Here is a 15,622-nt window from a genome sequence, read left to right as displayed (position 1 = left end):
ACTGCGATATACGACGCGACGATGACATTATTCTTCGCAGCAAGGGCTGTAGGGCTTGCTCAACACCGCGGCACACAAGATAGAACTATTACAAACTGTGCGAGCTTCCCTTAAGGGTGGCGGAAGGAATATCTTTCCGGTATCGTCCTGATAACGCCGTTGAGTGGGCGGTGATCATCAGGCCTCGCCGATTTCGACGCTGATCCCGCGACCTGTTCCTTCCAATTTATGAGCAAGCAATCGATCAAGGCCGCCTTGTTGCAGGTCCACTCCGTCGTTGGCCTGGCGCTTTCGCTGGTGCTGGCGCTTGTCGGGATCACCGGCGCGACGATGAGCTTCGAGGATGAAATCGAAGCCAGCCTGAATGCCGGGATCATGCGGATCGAGGCCCGCTCGGCTCCGATGCTGACACCGGACGCCTTGATCGCGCGATTGCAGACGAATCCGGATTTCGGCAAGGTTTCGGCCGTGACGATGTCCAGTGACCCGTCCGCCGCGGCGCGAATCCGGTTTGCCCGCAACGACGGCGGCTCCCGGCCTTCATCGATCTATGTCGATCCCTATGATGCGCACGTGCTCGGCAGCCCACGGGGCGAGGAGTTTTTCATCACGGTCCGCAGACTGCATCGCTGGCTGCTGATACCCGGGGATGCCAACGGCTATGGCCGGCAGATCACCGGCATCGCTGCGATCGGCCTGATCGCGATGCTGATCTCCGGGATCGTGCTGCGATGGCCGCATCGCGCCGGTAGCGTCAAGATCTGGCTGAAGCCGAACCTGGCGCTGCGCGGTCGCGGCTTCCACAGATCGCTGCACGCGGTCGCCGGAACCTGGGTGCTGCCGATCTACCTGGTGATCGTGCTCACCGGCCTGTGGTATTCGTTCGACTGGTACAAGAGCGGCGCCACCTGGCTGCTGGCGCGTTCCTCTCCGACTGTCGCCGCGCCGATGAAGCCCAAGGCGGCGCGAGACACTGGCGCGGCCGAGACCAAGCCGCTTGCGCTCGATCGGGTATGGTCGACATTCCTGCATGAACAAGGCAGCCGTTTCGCGACAGCCCAACTGACGCTGCCGGCCGGCGCGGGCACCGTCGTGCGGATCCGATCCTGGTCCCGCGATGCATCGCATGAGGGCGCGCGCGACGAATTCCGGATCGATGCCGCGAGCGGCCGGCTGGTGTCGGCGGAAATCTACGCAGACAAGACCATCGGCGAGCGGATGCTTTCGAGCGTGCTCGATATTCACCGCGGCAGCATATTCGGATGGCCGGGCAAGCTGCTGTTCATGATAGCCGCGGCGCTGATGCCGCTGCTCGTGGTCACCGGCTTTCTTTTGTATCTTTCACGTCGAAGGCATCGGCGTCTGGCACGGCCGACACTCGAGGCCCTGGTTCCGGACGAGCGCATCGCGCGGCCGTGAATTATTTGGCGTCCTTTGCCGCGACCACTTCTATCTCGACCAGGAAACCAGGATTGGCAAGCGAAGCGACGCCGACCACCGAGCGCGCCGGAAGGTTCGGCTGACTGCCTCCGAAGAACTGGGTATAGCCCTCCATGAACGCCTTGAAGTCCATCGGCGCGGTCGGGCTGTGCACCAGGAACACCTGCATCTTGATGACGTCGCCCATACCGAGGCCGAGACCTTCCAGGATGCCCTTGATGCGGTTGAGCACGCTGACGGTCTGAGCCTTGGTATCGCCATAGGCTTCCCGGCTCGAAGGATCGGCGTCCTTGTTGATCACCAGTGGTACCTGGCCGCTGACATAATAGATCGTGGAATTACCGGTGACCTGCACCGATTGCGCGATCGGAAATGTCGAGTTCGGAATCGGATGCCTGACGATCTCGGCCTGCGCGGGCACGGAAGCCACCGCCGAGAGCAACACAGCCTGCAGCATTGCGCGAATATTCATCGATTTCCCCCCTTAGGTCGGCACTTCAGCGGCGCGCTTCCCTGACTTCCTTGGCCGTTACCGCATCCGTGTAGCTGTTGCCGAAATGCGTCCTGAGATAATTCACAACGGCGGCGACTTGACCATCGGTCATCATGTCGCCGAAGGCCGGCATGCCGCGCCGGCCGTTGACGACGAGATGGACGGCATAGCTGGAGGTGGCAAGATTCCGGTTGGCGATCAGCGAGGGATAGGCTCCGGCGCCGGCAGCGCCCGCGGCATCGGGCATGTGGCAGCCCTGGCAGACATTGGCGAACAGTTCCTCGCCGGTCATTTCGACGAAGCGATAGCCCGAGCTAAAGGTCGGGCGCGTAGCGGCGTTGTCCTGCGTAAAACCCGCAGCCGCAGGGAGGAACGTGAGCAGCGCTGCGCCTGCCTTTTGCGCGATCCTCACGTTTTCACCACCCGCTCGTGCAGCCGCCCGATCGCATCGAGCGAGGACAGAATCGCGCCCTCCTGCCAGGCCGGCAGATCGGATGCGTGCTCGCCGGCCAGCACGATGCGCCCATCGATCTGGCATAGATGCTTGTAATGCTTCGCCCGGCCCTCATCGGTCCATTCGCCGCTGCAGCCGAGCGTGAACGGCACCCGATGCCAGGCGACCGCCACGCCGTTCTCGAATTCCCGTTTGTATTGCGGATGGATCATGGAACCGAACTCAACAGCATTTGCGATCCGTTGCGTCGGCGCCATCGCGGTGAACTCATACGCATTCGCGCCTTCGAAGAGATAGGCCCCCAGCAGCACGCCGCGTCCGGCGCGATTGAAACCGTCATTGGGATAGGCAATCTGCCGGATCGGCAGGTCGGTATAGGTGATGCCGCCGTAGATCGCCTCGTCCTCTTCCCAGAAGCGGCGCTTGAACTGCAGGCCGACCTTGACCGCGCCGGCATAGGAAACGGCGTCTATCGCGGCCTGCATGCGGCTGCCGACGTCGACCGGGATCTGGCTCAGGATCGAGAGCGGGATCGTGCAGATGCACCAATCCGCCTGTGCATGCAGTACCGTCGACGGACTTGTCGTGTCGACATAGCTGACGGTGACGCCGCGGTCGTTCTGCTGGATCTGCGTCACCTTGGCGTTATAGCGGATGAGATCGCCGACCTCCTTCGCAAACGCCTTGCCGATCATGTCCATGCCGCCCACCGGCTGGAACATCGTGGTCTGGAAGCTGTAGCGCGCAAAATTCTGCAAGTAGCGCCAGACACGCGACCGCAACAGGTCCGACAAGGTGACGGGATCGCTCGGCAACGGCTCGGGACTTAAGCCCCCGCCGGGCTCGCGCGCATAGCCGCGGAACTCGGCCGAGACGAGATTGGCGTTGTATCTATAGTCGGAATCCAGCGCGCCCCAGGATCGCAGCGCCTGCAGCAGGATCTCCTGGTCTTCCTTGGACACCGCCTCGTCGAGCTTGCCCTGCTGGGTTGCCTTCGCAAGCAGTTCGGAAACCTGGCCCTGGAAATCCGCCTTGATCGCGCGGATCTTTTGCGGCTCGCCGCCGAACGCGCGCGAGGCGTGCAGATAGGCATTGTGGTTCAACTGAATGAACGGCTCGAGCGCAACTCCGAGCCGCCGGCAATAGTCGAGCAGCGCGCGGTGATGATAGGGAATCCGCCACGGACCCGGGTTGAGGTAGAGGCCGCGGTCGAATTCGCAAGTCTGCCTCTGGCCGCCGAGTTCGACGAATGTGTCGCCGCCGCGCAGCGTCCAGTTGCGGCCGCCTGCCCTGTTGTTGAATTCGAGGACCTGGACCTTGTAGCCCGCCTTGCGCAACTCCAGCGCCGCCGTCATGCCGGCAAGCCCGGCGCCCAGGACCAGGACGGATGCGCCCTTCGGATCGCCTTCGAGCCGCAGCGGCCCCTTGTAGGTCGACTCGGAGGCGAAGCCGAGGCTGGTCATCGCGTGATACATCGCCGCGCTGCCGGCCATCGCGCCGATCAACGAGAAAAGATCACGCCGCCTGATGACTGCCGCTTCGCTCTGCATTGACGTCCCAGCCGCACCAGATCTGGAGGTGCCAAAGGAAACGATTGGCTACTCAACTGTCAAGCAAGCGGCTTGATTGAACGCGCGCCAACACGCGCTTTTGATGCGAGTGCGGCGCGTTGATGCGAGATCGAGAGGCACGCTCCGTCTCACCTTCGCCCGCTCGCGGGCTGAGGGAGAAGTCAGATCACCTTTTCGATGTGAACGCAGCGGCAGTCCATCTCGTAGTCGAGACCGACCACCGGCGGGCGGTTGAAATGCCAGGTCAGGCCGTTCCTGAACACACCGCGGCGGCCGAGTTCGCTTTCCAGGATCGAATAGACGTCCTGCACGGTGTAGAGCTGCACGCCGGTGGTCTGTTTCCACGTGCCCCCAAATGCGCTCATGCGGCGTTCCATCTCATCCAGCACCCACTTTGCCTTGGCCAGCATGCCCGCCGGACTGACATCGCCGGGGCTGACAATGTGGTCGCGATAGTTCGCCTTGCCTTCGACCGACTCGCCGCTGCCGGCGATCACGAAGGATGGCGCGGCCTGCGGCGCCGGCACTGCGTAGGAGAAGGCATGGAAACACGGCTCGGCCGGAGGATCGATCTTCGGACAGACATTGCTGCGCGCCACCGGATTGATGCCGTCCTTCATCACGCCCCATTCGATCAGCGTCTTGATGTAGATCTCGTTGAAGGCGCGAAAGCCCTCCTCCGTGAACGGCGCGGGCGAGCGCAATTCGCAGGCGCCGAACGCCGTCAGGGGGCGGCCGGCGCCTTTGAGGATATCGGCAATCCGCGCAAATCCCTCCCTCAGCGGCACCGGATCGGCGAAGCGCACGCGCTCGATGGTGAAGCCAGGAAGCGCGCCGATGCCGCAGGAATACTGGCTGACACCCGGCATGAAGCGATAGCCGCCGTCTTGAACCTCGATGGTCGTAATCATGACACCTCTTTGCAACGTAAAGGGGTTAGGAAAGGCCGAATTCGGTCATTCGTGGAGCACGCCGAGATACGCATCGCGGACGATCGGGTCGGCGAGCAGTTCGCTTCCCGCGCCGCTGCGCACGATACGGCCCATGTCCATGACAAAGGCGCGGTGACAGAGGTCGAGCGCGATGGTGACGTCCTGCTCCACCAGCAGGATCGACGTGCCGTTGGCGTTGAGCTGGCGCAGCGCCGCCACGAGCTGTTCGACCAGCAAGGGCGAAAGCCCGAGCGAGAGCTCGTCGATCATCAATAATAGCGGCGCACTCATCAGGCCGCGGCCGATCGCGCACATCTGCTGCTCGCCGCCGGACAATGTCGCCGCGGCCTGGCGCCGCCGCTCGCGCAGCTTCGGGAACGTGGCATAGACCTGATCGAGGTCGCGGTTGATCTCGGCGCGGCTCGCCTTGCGCAGATAGGCGCCCATCAAAAGGTTCTCCTCGACGCTCATGGCGCCGAACAGCCGCCGCCCTTCCGGCACATGCACGATGCCGTGGGCGAGGATTTCGGCGGCGGTGTCGCCGGTGAGGTCGCGGCCTTCGGAGAAGTAATTGCCCGCGGTGGTCGGGATCAGGCTCGACAATGCCCGCATCAGCGTGGTCTTGCCGGCGCCGTTGGAGCCGATCAGCGCGGTGATCTCGCCGTGCCGCACGTCGAGATCGATGCCCCACAGCACCTGGATCTCGCCATAGCCGGCGGAGAGCCCTTTCAGTTCGAGGATCAGTGAACTAGCCACGGCCGGCATTCCGTTTGGTATATTGCTGGCCGAGATAGGCCTCGACCACCGCAGGATTCTCGATCACCTCGCGCGGCGCGCCATCGGCGATCAGCGCGCCGTTATGCAGCACCGCGATGCGCGTGCAGACATTGAGCACGACCTTCATCAGATGCTCGATCATCACGATGGTGATGCCGCCAGCCGCAAGCTCATGGATCAGCTTCGTCGCGCGCTCGACCTCGGCGCTGTTGAGGCCGGCATTGACCTCGTCGAGGAACAACAATTTCGGCTTCATCGCGAGCGCCTTCGCAAGCTCCAGCCGCTTGCGCATGGCGAGCGTCAGCGTCGCAGCGGACTGATTGGCCTGCAGCTCGAGGCCGACATAGACCAGGTGCGCCATGGCCTGCTCACGCGCGGTGTTCAGACTTTGGCCCGGCTGCGAAAACAGCGCGGCAGCGGCGACGTTGTCGAGCGCGGTGAATTCGGCAAAGGGTTGCACGATCTGGAAGGTGCGCGACAGGCCGAGCCGCGCCGCCTGATAGGTCTTGATCCGCGTGATGTCCTTGCCATCGAAGGAGACCTTGCCGGAATTGGCCGGCGTGACGCCACAGATGGTGTTGACCAGCGTGGTCTTGCCGGCGCCGTTCGGACCAATCAGGCCGAGCACCTCGCCCCCGTTGACGGCGAGCGTGACGTCGCGCAGCGCCTGCAGGCCGCTGAAATGCCGGGACACGTTTTCGAGGCGAAGGATCTCAGACATGCTTGACCCGTCGCCACAGGTTGGCCGGCCGCAGCGAGATCAGGCCATGCGGCAGGAACAGGAGCAAGAGGACAATGATCAGCCCGAGCACGCCGGTGTGGAACTGGATGTAGTTGCGCCAGACCACCTCCTCGAGCCCGAGATAGAGGAACGCGCCGCAGGCAACGCCGAGCGGCGAGCCGAGCCCGCCCATCAGTGCCATCACGATCGGCTTCACCGAATAGAGGATGTCGAAGACGTCGGACGGATCGATATAGTGCACCCAGGCGGCATAGACGCCGCCGGCCGCGCTGACGAAACAGGCCGACAGGCCGAAGGCGATGCTCTTGTAGAGCGTGGTGTTGAGGCCGACCATGCTGGAGGCGGTCTCGTTCTGGCGGATGCAGGCGAGTCCGAAGCCGAGCTTGGACCCGGCGACCGCCATCACCATCAGCGCGGTGAGCAGCAGCAGGATCCACATCGCGTAGAAGAAGAACATCGCCTCCGCCAGCACGCCGAAGCCGGACACCAAGGGAATGTTGAGGCCCATGCCGCCGCCGGTGAGATCGGTGGCATTGTTGACGAGTTCGCGCAGCACCTCGACCAGCGAGAGGCTTGCGATCGCGAAGTAGTGTCCGCGCAGGCGCAAGAGGGCCGCGCCGAGCGCCGCCGTGACCAATAAGGCAGCGACGGCCGAGATCACGACGCCAAGCCAGAGCGGCAATCCCTTGCCCAGCAGCACGCCGGTGGTGTAGGCGCCGAAGCCGAAGAAGGCGGCCGTCGCAAACGACGGGTAGCCGGCAAAGCCGCCGACCACGTTCCACGACAGCGCCAGGATCGCGTACATGCAGGCGATGGTGCCGAGCCGCAGCGCATAGGGGCCGCCGACCAGCGGCAGTGCAGCGACGACCGCGAGCAGGATGAGCAGGACGATATTCGACTTCCTCATTCAAAACCCTTCCGGCCAAGGAGCCCCTGCGGGCGCAGGATCAGGAAGATGATGAGCAGGATGAAGGACAGCGTGGTCGCATGGGCCGGGCCGAAGAAGGTCGAGCCGATCCCCTCGACCAGCGCCAGCAACAGGCCGCCTGCAAGCGCGCCCGAGACGCTGCCGAGACCGCCGAGCACGCAGACCACGAAGGCCTTTCCGAGATAGCCCGACGAGGTCAATGGCGAGATCGGGAAGATCAGCGCCATCAGCACGCCGGCGCAGCCCGCGAGCGCAGCCCCGAGGCCAAACGCGATCGCGTAGATCGACTTGACGTCAACGCCCATCAGCACCGCCGCGTCGCGGTCGAGCCGCACCGCGACAATGGCACGCCCGACGCGCGAGCGCCGCAGCAGGAGATAGAGCACGCCGGTCAGCGCCAACGCGGACACCGTCGCGATCAGCCGGTCGACCGGCACCACCACGTCGAAGATCGAGACCGATCCGAGCGACGGCGTCAGCATCAGCTTGCGGTAATCGGCCTTGAAGAAATAGATCATCGCATTGTTCAGGATCAGGTCGAGCCCGAAGGTCAGCGTCAACGTGACCAGCACGGGGGCCGTGATCACGCGGTTGAGCAGCAGCCGCTGCAGGAGGTAGCCGAGCACGAAGAACAGCGGCGCAGCGACAGCGACCGAATACCAGGGCGAGATGTGCAGCGCGTTGTAGAGCCCGAAGGCGAGATAGGCGCCGAGCACGATGAAGGAGCCATGGATCAGGTTGATGACGTTCAGCACGCCCCAGACCAGCGAAAAGCCGATCGCGATGCAGGCATAGAGGCAGCCGAGGACCACCGCGTTCACCAGGATCTGGGCTGCGTGCATGGAGATGCCTAATTGAGCTCAATGCTGCTCGTCATTGCGAGGAGCGAAGCGACGACGCAATCCATTCTTTCCGCTTGTGGCGACATGGATTGCTTCGCTTCGCTCGCTATGACGGTGGTCATCAGTTGACGCCGACCTTGAGATCGCCCTGCTTGATGGCATCAGGGAACAACACCACGGGTTTGGCGCCCTGGATCTGGAAGACGGGCGGATCGAGCGAGTTGATCTGGCCGTTGGGGCCGAACTTCACCGGGCCGAAGAAGGTCACGACGTCGAGCTTGGCGAGTTCATCGCGCACCTTGTCGCGATCAAGCGAGCCGGCCTTTTCGATCGCCATCTGGAACAGCGCGCCGCACAGAGCCGCGGAAGCCTGGCCGTAGTCCGGCTCGCTCTTGTACTTCGCCTTGAACAGCTTCACGAAATTCTCGGTCGAGCCGAAGATGTCCTTGCCCTCATACCGCTCGGCCGGATGCCACCAGGAGGCGCTGGTGATGTTCTCGGCGGTCGGGCCGCCCGATTCGATGAATTCCTGGTAGGCGGGTCCGGCGATCATGGTGACGACCGGCGCCTTCATCTCCTGGTCAACCATCTGCTTGCGCACGAGCAGCAGGTCGTTGATGTAGCCGGTGATGAAGACCCATTGCGGCGCGAGCGACTTGATCTGCGACAGCGCCGCGGAGTGATCGAGCGTGCCGATCGCATATTTCTCGAAATAGACGACCTCGAAGCCGCTCGCCTTGGCCGACTTCTCCATTTCCTGCGCGATCGCCAGCGGGAACAGATCGTTGCGCGCGAGGATTGCGACCTTCTTCACCTCGGGCACCTTGGCCTTGATGATCTGGGTCAGCGGCGTCGTCAGCGTGTCGTTCGGCGTGAAGGTGCCGAACAGGTATTTGTAGCCCTGGTCATAGACCTGGACCGAGGACGCGGTCGCCGCCAGCGTCGGCACCTTGTACTTCTCGGACACGGTGGAGGCCGCCTTGGCCGCACCGGAGCCGAAGGCGCCGAACATGAAGTTAACATTGCCCTGGGTGATCATCTGCTCGGTCGCCTGCACCGCCCGCGGCGTGTTCGACTGATAGTCGGCGTAGACGATCTCGACCTTGTATTTCTTGCCGCCGACGGAAATGCCGCCGGCCTTGTTCGCCTCCTCGGCCCAGAGGTCGTAGCCCTGCTGCTGCTTGACCGCCTCAGGCGCGAGCGGGCCGGTGATCGGCAGCGGGGCGCCGAAGCGGATGACATCTTCGGCCGACGCGTTAGAGGCCAGCGCCCCGCAGCCGACCACCGCCCATAGCGGGGCTGCAAGATGCGCGTAACGAGCGACCCAAGACTTACTCATAGAATTTTCTCCATGGCGGCCAGAGACTGAAACACAAAAATGATGGCAAATCCCGCATTCGAATAAAAGCATTGAAATTAGAGGTCTGAGATCGAATAATTAGAACCCTGGTCAGGACCTGCCGCCTTGTTGGGCAGGCCGGGACAGGAGGACCAAGCCGCATGATCGAGTCAGCCGCCATCCGCTATTTCCGCGAGGTCACCGAATGCGGCTCGATCAAGCAGGCGGCGGCTTCGCTGCGGATCGCGCCGAGCGCCATCAGCCGCCAGATGCAGGCGATCGAGGAGGAGCTTTCGGCGAAACTGTTCGAACGCGGACCGCGCGGCATGCAACTAACCGGCGCCGGCCACCTGCTCTACCGCTACGCGGTGGAGAACCGCAACCAGCTCGACGGCATCCGCGTCAAGGTTCAGGAATTCGACAGCTCACGGCGTGGGCAGGTCCGGATCGCCACCGTCGAGGGCATGCTGATGAGCTTCCTGTCGAATTTCGCCGTCGACCTTGCCGGCGATTATCCGGGCATTTCGATCTCGATGACGATGGTGGGCTCGCGCGACGTGGCCGAGAAGGTCGGCCACAGCGATGTCGATCTCGGCTTCGTGTTCGGCCGCGCGCCGCGCAGCGACCTGATCGAGCTCGGGCGGATGCGGCAGTCGCTGTGCCTGATCGTCTCGCCGCGCCATCCGCTGGCGAACAAGGCGAGCTGCACGGTGAAGGAACTCGCAGGGCTACGCGTCGTGGTCCCCGATCCATCCTTCGGCATCCGCCAGGAAGTCGATCGCGCCTGCGCCCAGGCCAAGGTCAGGCTCGAGGTCTGCAACGAGACCAACTCGCTCGCCTTCGCCCAGACGCTTGCCGCCCGCACCGATCTCGCCACCTTCCTGCCGCGCGTCGCGGCGGTACCGGCGCTGGCGGCCGGCCTGCTCGTCGCCGTGCCGCTGCGCGACAAGCGGCTGGAGGCAACGCAGGTCACCTTGGTCCGGCTGGCGAGCCGCAACATGTCGCCCTCCTGCCGATTGGTCGCCGACCTCCTGATCGGGCGGATGCGGGAGGAGCAGGACTGATTGCCTGAGGTCAGCTCGCTTCGCGCAATTTGAAGCGCTGGACCTTGCCGGTCTGGGTCTTCGGCAGCGCGTCGACGAAGCTGATGGCGCGCGGATATTTGTACGGTGCGATCGTGGCCTTGACGTGGTCTTGCAGGAGCTTGACCTGCAAATCGTCGGAGCGGCAGCCTTGCTTCAGCACGACATAGGCCGAGACGATCTGCCCGCGTTCCTCATCGGCCTGCCCGACCACCGCACACTCGGCCACATCAGGATGCGTCAGCAGCGCGGCCTCGACCTCGGGGCCCGCGATGTTGTAGCCGGCAGAGACGATCATGTCGTCGGCGCGGGCGACGAAGGAGAGCCGGCCATTCTTGTCGCGCACGAACGCGTCGCCGGTCAGGTTCCAGCCGTCGCGCACATATTTGGTCTGGCGCGGGTCCGCGAGATACCGACAGCCGGTCGGGCCGCGCACCGCGAGCTTGCCGACCATTCCGGGCGGCAACTCGTTCATATCGTCATCGACGATCTTGGCCTCATAGCCTGAGACCGGATGCCCCGTTGTCCCGGCCACGGCGTCGCCGATCCGGTTGGTGATGAAGATGTGCAGGATCTCGGTGCTGCCGATGCCGTCGAGGATCGGCTTGCCGGTCTTCCTGGTCCAGCTCTCGAACACCGGCGCCGGCAGCGTCTCGCCGGCGGAAATGGCAAGACGCAGCGACGACAGGTCGGCTCCGTTGTCCATCGCGGCCATCATCGCCCGATAAGCGGTCGGCGCGGTGAAACAGATCGTGGCCTTGTAGGTCTCGATGATCTCGACCATCTGGCTTGGCGCGGCGTTTTCCAAGAGCGTCGCGGTGGCGCCGAAGCGCAACGGAAAGATCGCGAGCCCGCCAAGGCCAAACGTAAAGGCGAGCGGCGGCGACCCCACGAAGACGTCGTTCTCGGTGACATCAAGCACTTCCTTCGCATAACCGTCCGCGATGATCAGGAGATCGCGGTGGAAATGCATCGTCGCCTTCGGCTCACCGGTCGTGCCCGATGTGAAGCCCAAGAGCGCAACGTCGTCGCGGCCGGTCTTCACCGCCTCGAACCGTACCGGCTTGCTCAGCGCGACGCGATCGAGCTCGGCGTCATGGTTCTGCGTGCCGTCGAAATTGACGACCTGCTTGAGGAATTTGCTGGTCTTGGCACAGGCGACGAGTTCGTCGGCGATGCGGCTGTCGGTCAGCGCCAGCGAGATTTGCGCCTTGTCGACGATCTTCGCCAGTTCGCCGGCGCGCAGCATCGGCATGGTGTTGACGACGACGGCGCCGGCCTTGGTCGCGGCAAGCCAGGCGGCAACGAAGGCCGGATTATTGCCGGAGCGGATCAGCACACGGTTGCCAGGCTTGACGCCATAGTTTTCGACGAGCGCATGCGCAAGGCGGTTCGACCAGTCGGTCAGCTCCTTGTAGGTGCGCTGGCGGCCATTGCCGATCAGCGCGATGCGGTCGCCAAAACCCTTCTCGACCATGCGGTCGGTCAGTTCGACCGCGGCGTTGAGATAATCGGGATATTGAAATTCCGGCCGGTCGAGCAGCAGGTCCGGCCATTGATGAAACGGCGGGAGATTGTCGCGCGTGAACGTGTCGACATGGGCGGAAGGGCCCAGCTTCGGTGCAAGAACTGCCATATCCATCGCCCCTCGCTTTCCAGCAAGAATGCTCACGATCACGCATCGCGGACGCCCGGCAGCGTACCCGGCAACAATTTTATACTTAAAACAATTCCGCGCAAGGGCCGATTTTCGCGGTTCGCCGGAACGTGAGGAGAATTCAGCCCTGCGCCAATTCGCGCAGCCGCGCGACCATCGCCGAGTCAGGATCGGCGAGCGGCGCGATCGCGGTGAAATGATTGGCAGCGGCGATGACGCCAAAGCGGGTGGCAACGCCGGCTGCGCCCCATTGTTCGACGATGGCGCGGCTCTGCCGATGATATTCGGCGCTTTCGGTTTCGCCGACCACCGCATCCATCGCCGCTCCGGCCGGCGGCTGCCAGAACAGCGGACTTGTGGCCCTGGCCGATGCGGCATCCAGATGCAACGCCTTGTTGATCGAGGTTTCGACCAGCGGACCGAGTTCGAACAGGCCCGAGATCGCATAGGCTGATGTGACCCGCGGTTTCGGCAGCGACGCATCGAACGCCGACCAATCGGTCGCCAGCATGCAGGCGGCGAGATGCCCGCCCGCCGAATGGCCGCTCATCACCAGCGATCGGCCAAGCCGCGCCAATTCGCGTGACGCATCGCGCATCTGGCCGATGATGTCGGCAATGGTGACGGCGGGGCAGAGATCGTAACTCGGTACAGCCACGCTGATGCCGTGGGCGTTGAGCCCCCGCGCGCAATGGCTGAAGAAGGAACCGTCGAGCGCCTGCCAATAGCCGCCGTGGATGAAGACGACGAGCGGCCCCTCGCCGCGCTCAAAGACATCGATAGTGTGGCGATTGCCGGGACCGTAGGCCATGCGGCGCGGCGCATGCTGCGCGCGATAGGCAGCCGCGTCCCTGGCCCAGCCTTCGATCAGCGCGGGATGTTCCGGCACCCGTGCGCGGTTGTTGTATTCAACCTCATAGTCGACGGCATTCATGGCGTCCGCGCCTTGGCCGATCGCTGCGCCGAGGCCTTGGTCTTGGCGAGCAGCCGCATCAATTCGCGGATGTCCTTGTGCGAGAGGTCGCCGAAGATATCGGCGATCCAGGTCTCGTGCTCGGCCGCCATCTTGCGGAACTCGGCACGGCCGAGCTTGGTCAGGCGGATGAACTGCACGCGGCGATCGGTGTCCGAGGTTCGGCGGTCAAGATGACCCGATTCCACCAGTCGCTCCACCAGGCCAGTCACATTGCCGTTCGACACCATCATCCGCTTGGACAGATCGGACAGCGTCATGCCGTCAGGCGCCTTGTCGAGCTGCGCCATCAGATCGAAGCGCGGCAGCGTCACGTCGAAGCGCTCGCGGAGGCGACTGCGCACCTCGCCCTCGATCAGCGTGGTGCAGGTCAGAAGCCGAAGCCAGAGCCGAAGCTCGGTGCCGTGGTCTTCCGGCAGTTCGACGGCTTTTGTCTCGGAATCAAGCATCATGGGCAGTTACGCCTTTCGCGGCGCCAATTCACGGCCGATCGTTTTGACCTTCAAACAATTCGTCGCATGTCGCAAGTCAAATGGCCGATGCACCATGCTACGCTATTCGGAATTTCTTTAAGCTTCAAGCAATTTGGCGCGACGCTTGCATGCGCGCCGGCGGATGGACGAGACGTCGCGTGGCATTGGCTTGCGGCGCTTGCCGTCATCAGAATAAGCTATGGCGCGAAGGTTTTGATCTTGTTGGCGCGAGGAGAGACCATGAATCAGGCATTGAAGTTGGCAGGATTGGCGGCATTGTTCGGATTTGCTGCCGTACCTGCGCTGGCGCAGGAGAAGATCAAGATCGGCGTGATCGTGACGACGTCGGGACCGGCCGCCGCGCTGGGCCAGCAGGTGCGCGACGGTTTCGCGCTGGCGATCAAGGATATCGGCGGCAAGATGGCAGGCCGCGATGTCGAGGTCATCAATGTCGACGACGAGCTCAAGCCGGATGGCGCGGTGACCAAGGTGCGCGGGCTGCTGGAACGCGACAAGGTCGATTTCGTGGTCGGGCCGATCTTCTCCAACATCCTGCAGGCGATCCATCGCCCCGTCACCGAGAACAAGACCTTCCTGATCTCGCCCAACGCCGGTCCTTCGAGCTACGCCGGCAAGGAATGCAACCCGTTCTTCTATGTGACCTCGTACCAGAACGACCAGGTGCACGAGATCCTCGGCAAGGTCGCGCAGGATCGCGGGTACAAGCGCGTCTATCTCCTGGTGCCGAACTACCAGGCCGGCCGCGATTCGGTCGCTGGCTTCAAGCTAGACTACAAGGGTGAGATCGTCGATGAATCCTACACGCCGCTCAATACGCTGGATTTCCAGCCCGAGCTGACCAAGATCGCCTCGCTGAAGCCGGATGCGCTGTTCACCTTCATGCCGGGCGGCATGGGCGTCAATCTGGTGAAGCAATACAAGCAGGCCGGCGCGACCGTGCCCGTTCTTTCCGCCTTCACGGTCGATGAATCGACGCTGCCGGCGCAGCAGGATGCGGCGGTCGGCATGTTCGGCGGCGCCAACTGGGCGCCCAACCTCGACAATCCCCAGAACAAGAAATTCGTGGCTGCCTATGAAGCCGCCTACAAGAGCGTGCCCGGCACCTACGCCATGCAGGCTTATGACGCGGCACTGCTGATCGACAGCGCGGTGAAGGCGGTCAACGGCGATCTCTCCAAGAAAGCGGCGGTCGCGGCGGCGCTGAAGAAGGCCGATTTCGTTTCGCTTCGCGGCACTTTCAAGTTCAACACCAACGGCTATCCGGTCCAGGACTTCTATCTGACCCAGGTCGCGAAGCGTCCCGATGGCAAGTTCCAGACCGAGATCGTGCAGAAAGTGTTCGAGAATTACGGCGACCGCTACGCCAAGGACTGCTCGGCCAAGTAAACGAGCAAATAAGCGAGGGAGTGGACCAATGAACGACGAGATCGCAGGCATCACCCGCGCCAATGAGGGCATCCAGGGCATCACCTGGAACATCCTCGGCCAGACCTATGTGCCGAAGAACCGCACCGAGCACTCGTTCTCCTGGCATGCGACATTTCCGCCCGGCACCTTCGTGCCGCCGCACATCCATCCCGACCAGGACGAATATCTCTATATCCTCGAAGGCAAGCTCGACTTCATGCTCGATGGCGCCGATGAATCGGCAACGCCTGGCGATCTCGTGCGCCTGCCGATGGGCAGGCCGCACGGCATCTTCAACAAGTCGCAGCAGGCCGCGAAGACGCTGTTCTGGGTGTCGCCGACGCGCCGGCTCTATGACCTGTTCTGGGCGATCCACAACATGCGGGAACAGAATCCTGATGACGTGGTCCGGCTCGCCGCCGAGTACAACATCCACTTCCTGCCGCCGCCTCCGGCGTAGTGGGCTTTGCTGCAGGGGCCTCATGGTTCGA

16 protein-coding genes are annotated in these 15,622 nt (G+C 63.3%); 4 read left to right on the top strand and 12 right to left on the bottom strand.

Annotated elements, in window-relative coordinates:
• Positions 1-228 precede the first annotated feature (228 nt).
• Entirely contained in the window at positions 229-1,419 is a 1,191-nt protein-coding gene (locus I6F35_RS32705) for a PepSY-associated TM helix domain-containing protein (protein ID WP_225121763.1), read from the top strand.
• A gap of 1 nt (position 1,420) precedes the next feature.
• Here I6F35_RS32705 and I6F35_RS32700 read toward each other — a convergent pair whose 3' ends face one another.
• The 9 genes from I6F35_RS32700 to I6F35_RS32660 all read right to left on the bottom strand — a co-directional run bounded on the left by I6F35_RS32700 (position 1,421) and on the right by I6F35_RS32660 (position 9,518).
• Positions 1,421-1,912, bottom strand: a complete 492-nt coding sequence (locus I6F35_RS32700) for a RidA family protein (protein WP_225121762.1) — start codon at positions 1,910-1,912, stop codon at positions 1,421-1,423.
• 25 nt (positions 1,913-1,937) lie between these two features.
• Complete coding sequence (locus I6F35_RS32695; RefSeq protein WP_225121761.1) at positions 1,938-2,345, bottom strand: cytochrome c; 408 nt, start codon at positions 2,343-2,345, stop codon at positions 1,938-1,940.
• Positions 2,342-3,937 (bottom strand): flavin monoamine oxidase family protein, encoded by a 1,596-nt coding sequence (locus I6F35_RS32690; protein ID WP_225121760.1) that lies wholly within the window; start codon positions 3,935-3,937, stop codon positions 2,342-2,344. Before I6F35_RS32690 ends, I6F35_RS32695 begins: the two co-directional genes overlap by 4 nt.
• Before the next feature lie 182 nt (positions 3,938-4,119).
• Complete coding sequence (locus tag I6F35_RS32685) at positions 4,120-4,869, bottom strand: hypothetical protein (protein WP_225121759.1); 750 nt, start codon at positions 4,867-4,869, stop codon at positions 4,120-4,122.
• Positions 4,870-4,914: 45 nt separating this feature from the next.
• Positions 4,915-5,655, bottom strand: coding sequence for an ABC transporter ATP-binding protein (locus tag I6F35_RS32680; RefSeq protein ID WP_225121758.1), 741 nt, complete (start codon positions 5,653-5,655; stop codon positions 4,915-4,917).
• Positions 5,639-6,388, bottom strand: a complete 750-nt coding sequence (locus tag I6F35_RS32675) for an ABC transporter ATP-binding protein (RefSeq protein WP_225121757.1) — start codon at positions 6,386-6,388, stop codon at positions 5,639-5,641. Before I6F35_RS32675 ends, I6F35_RS32680 begins: the two co-directional genes overlap by 17 nt.
• A complete protein-coding gene (locus I6F35_RS32670) occupies positions 6,381-7,316 on the bottom strand; it encodes a branched-chain amino acid ABC transporter permease (RefSeq protein ID WP_225121756.1) in 936 nt (311 codons plus the stop codon). Before I6F35_RS32670 ends, I6F35_RS32675 begins: the two co-directional genes overlap by 8 nt.
• Entirely contained in the window at positions 7,313-8,179 is an 867-nt protein-coding gene (locus I6F35_RS32665; RefSeq protein ID WP_225121755.1) for a branched-chain amino acid ABC transporter permease, read from the bottom strand. The genes I6F35_RS32670 and I6F35_RS32665 overlap by 4 nt, the downstream gene beginning before the upstream one ends.
• 121 nt (positions 8,180-8,300) lie before the next feature.
• On the bottom strand, positions 8,301-9,518 hold the full coding sequence (locus I6F35_RS32660; RefSeq protein WP_225121754.1) for an amino acid ABC transporter substrate-binding protein: 1,218 nt from the start codon (positions 9,516-9,518) through the stop codon (positions 8,301-8,303).
• Between the two features lie 161 nt (positions 9,519-9,679).
• Here I6F35_RS32660 and I6F35_RS32655 point away from each other — a divergent pair, with 161 nt between their 5' ends.
• Positions 9,680-10,582, top strand: coding sequence for a LysR family transcriptional regulator (locus I6F35_RS32655; RefSeq protein ID WP_225121753.1), 903 nt, complete (start codon positions 9,680-9,682; stop codon positions 10,580-10,582).
• A gap of 10 nt (positions 10,583-10,592) precedes the next feature.
• On the opposite strand, the gene I6F35_RS32650 is transcribed toward I6F35_RS32655, so the two are convergent.
• From I6F35_RS32650 to I6F35_RS32640, 3 genes are all read right to left on the bottom strand, one after another.
• Entirely contained in the window at positions 10,593-12,236 is a 1,644-nt protein-coding gene (locus tag I6F35_RS32650) for a benzoate-CoA ligase family protein (protein ID WP_225121752.1), read from the bottom strand.
• Between the two features lie 142 nt (positions 12,237-12,378).
• Complete coding sequence (locus I6F35_RS32645) at positions 12,379-13,191, bottom strand: alpha/beta hydrolase (RefSeq protein WP_225121751.1); 813 nt, start codon at positions 13,189-13,191, stop codon at positions 12,379-12,381.
• A complete protein-coding gene (locus tag I6F35_RS32640; RefSeq protein WP_225121750.1) occupies positions 13,188-13,682 on the bottom strand; it encodes a MarR family transcriptional regulator in 495 nt (164 codons plus the stop codon). The genes I6F35_RS32645 and I6F35_RS32640 overlap by 4 nt, the downstream gene beginning before the upstream one ends.
• A 261-nt stretch (positions 13,683-13,943) precedes the next feature.
• Between I6F35_RS32640 and I6F35_RS32635 the strand changes: the two genes are divergently transcribed.
• A complete protein-coding gene (locus tag I6F35_RS32635) occupies positions 13,944-15,110 on the top strand; it encodes an ABC transporter substrate-binding protein (RefSeq protein ID WP_225121749.1) in 1,167 nt (388 codons plus the stop codon).
• Positions 15,111-15,138: 28 nt separating this feature from the next.
• Positions 15,139-15,591, top strand: a complete 453-nt coding sequence (locus I6F35_RS32630; protein WP_225121748.1) for a cupin domain-containing protein — start codon at positions 15,139-15,141, stop codon at positions 15,589-15,591.
• Positions 15,592-15,622: the final 31 nt, after the last annotated feature.

The organism is Bradyrhizobium sp. BRP22 (genome assembly GCF_020194175.1).
Lineage (GTDB): Bacteria > Pseudomonadota > Alphaproteobacteria > Rhizobiales > Xanthobacteraceae > Bradyrhizobium.
The sequence above is the reverse complement of the archived record's forward strand: the minus strand, read 5'-3'. Positions and strand labels throughout refer to the sequence as shown.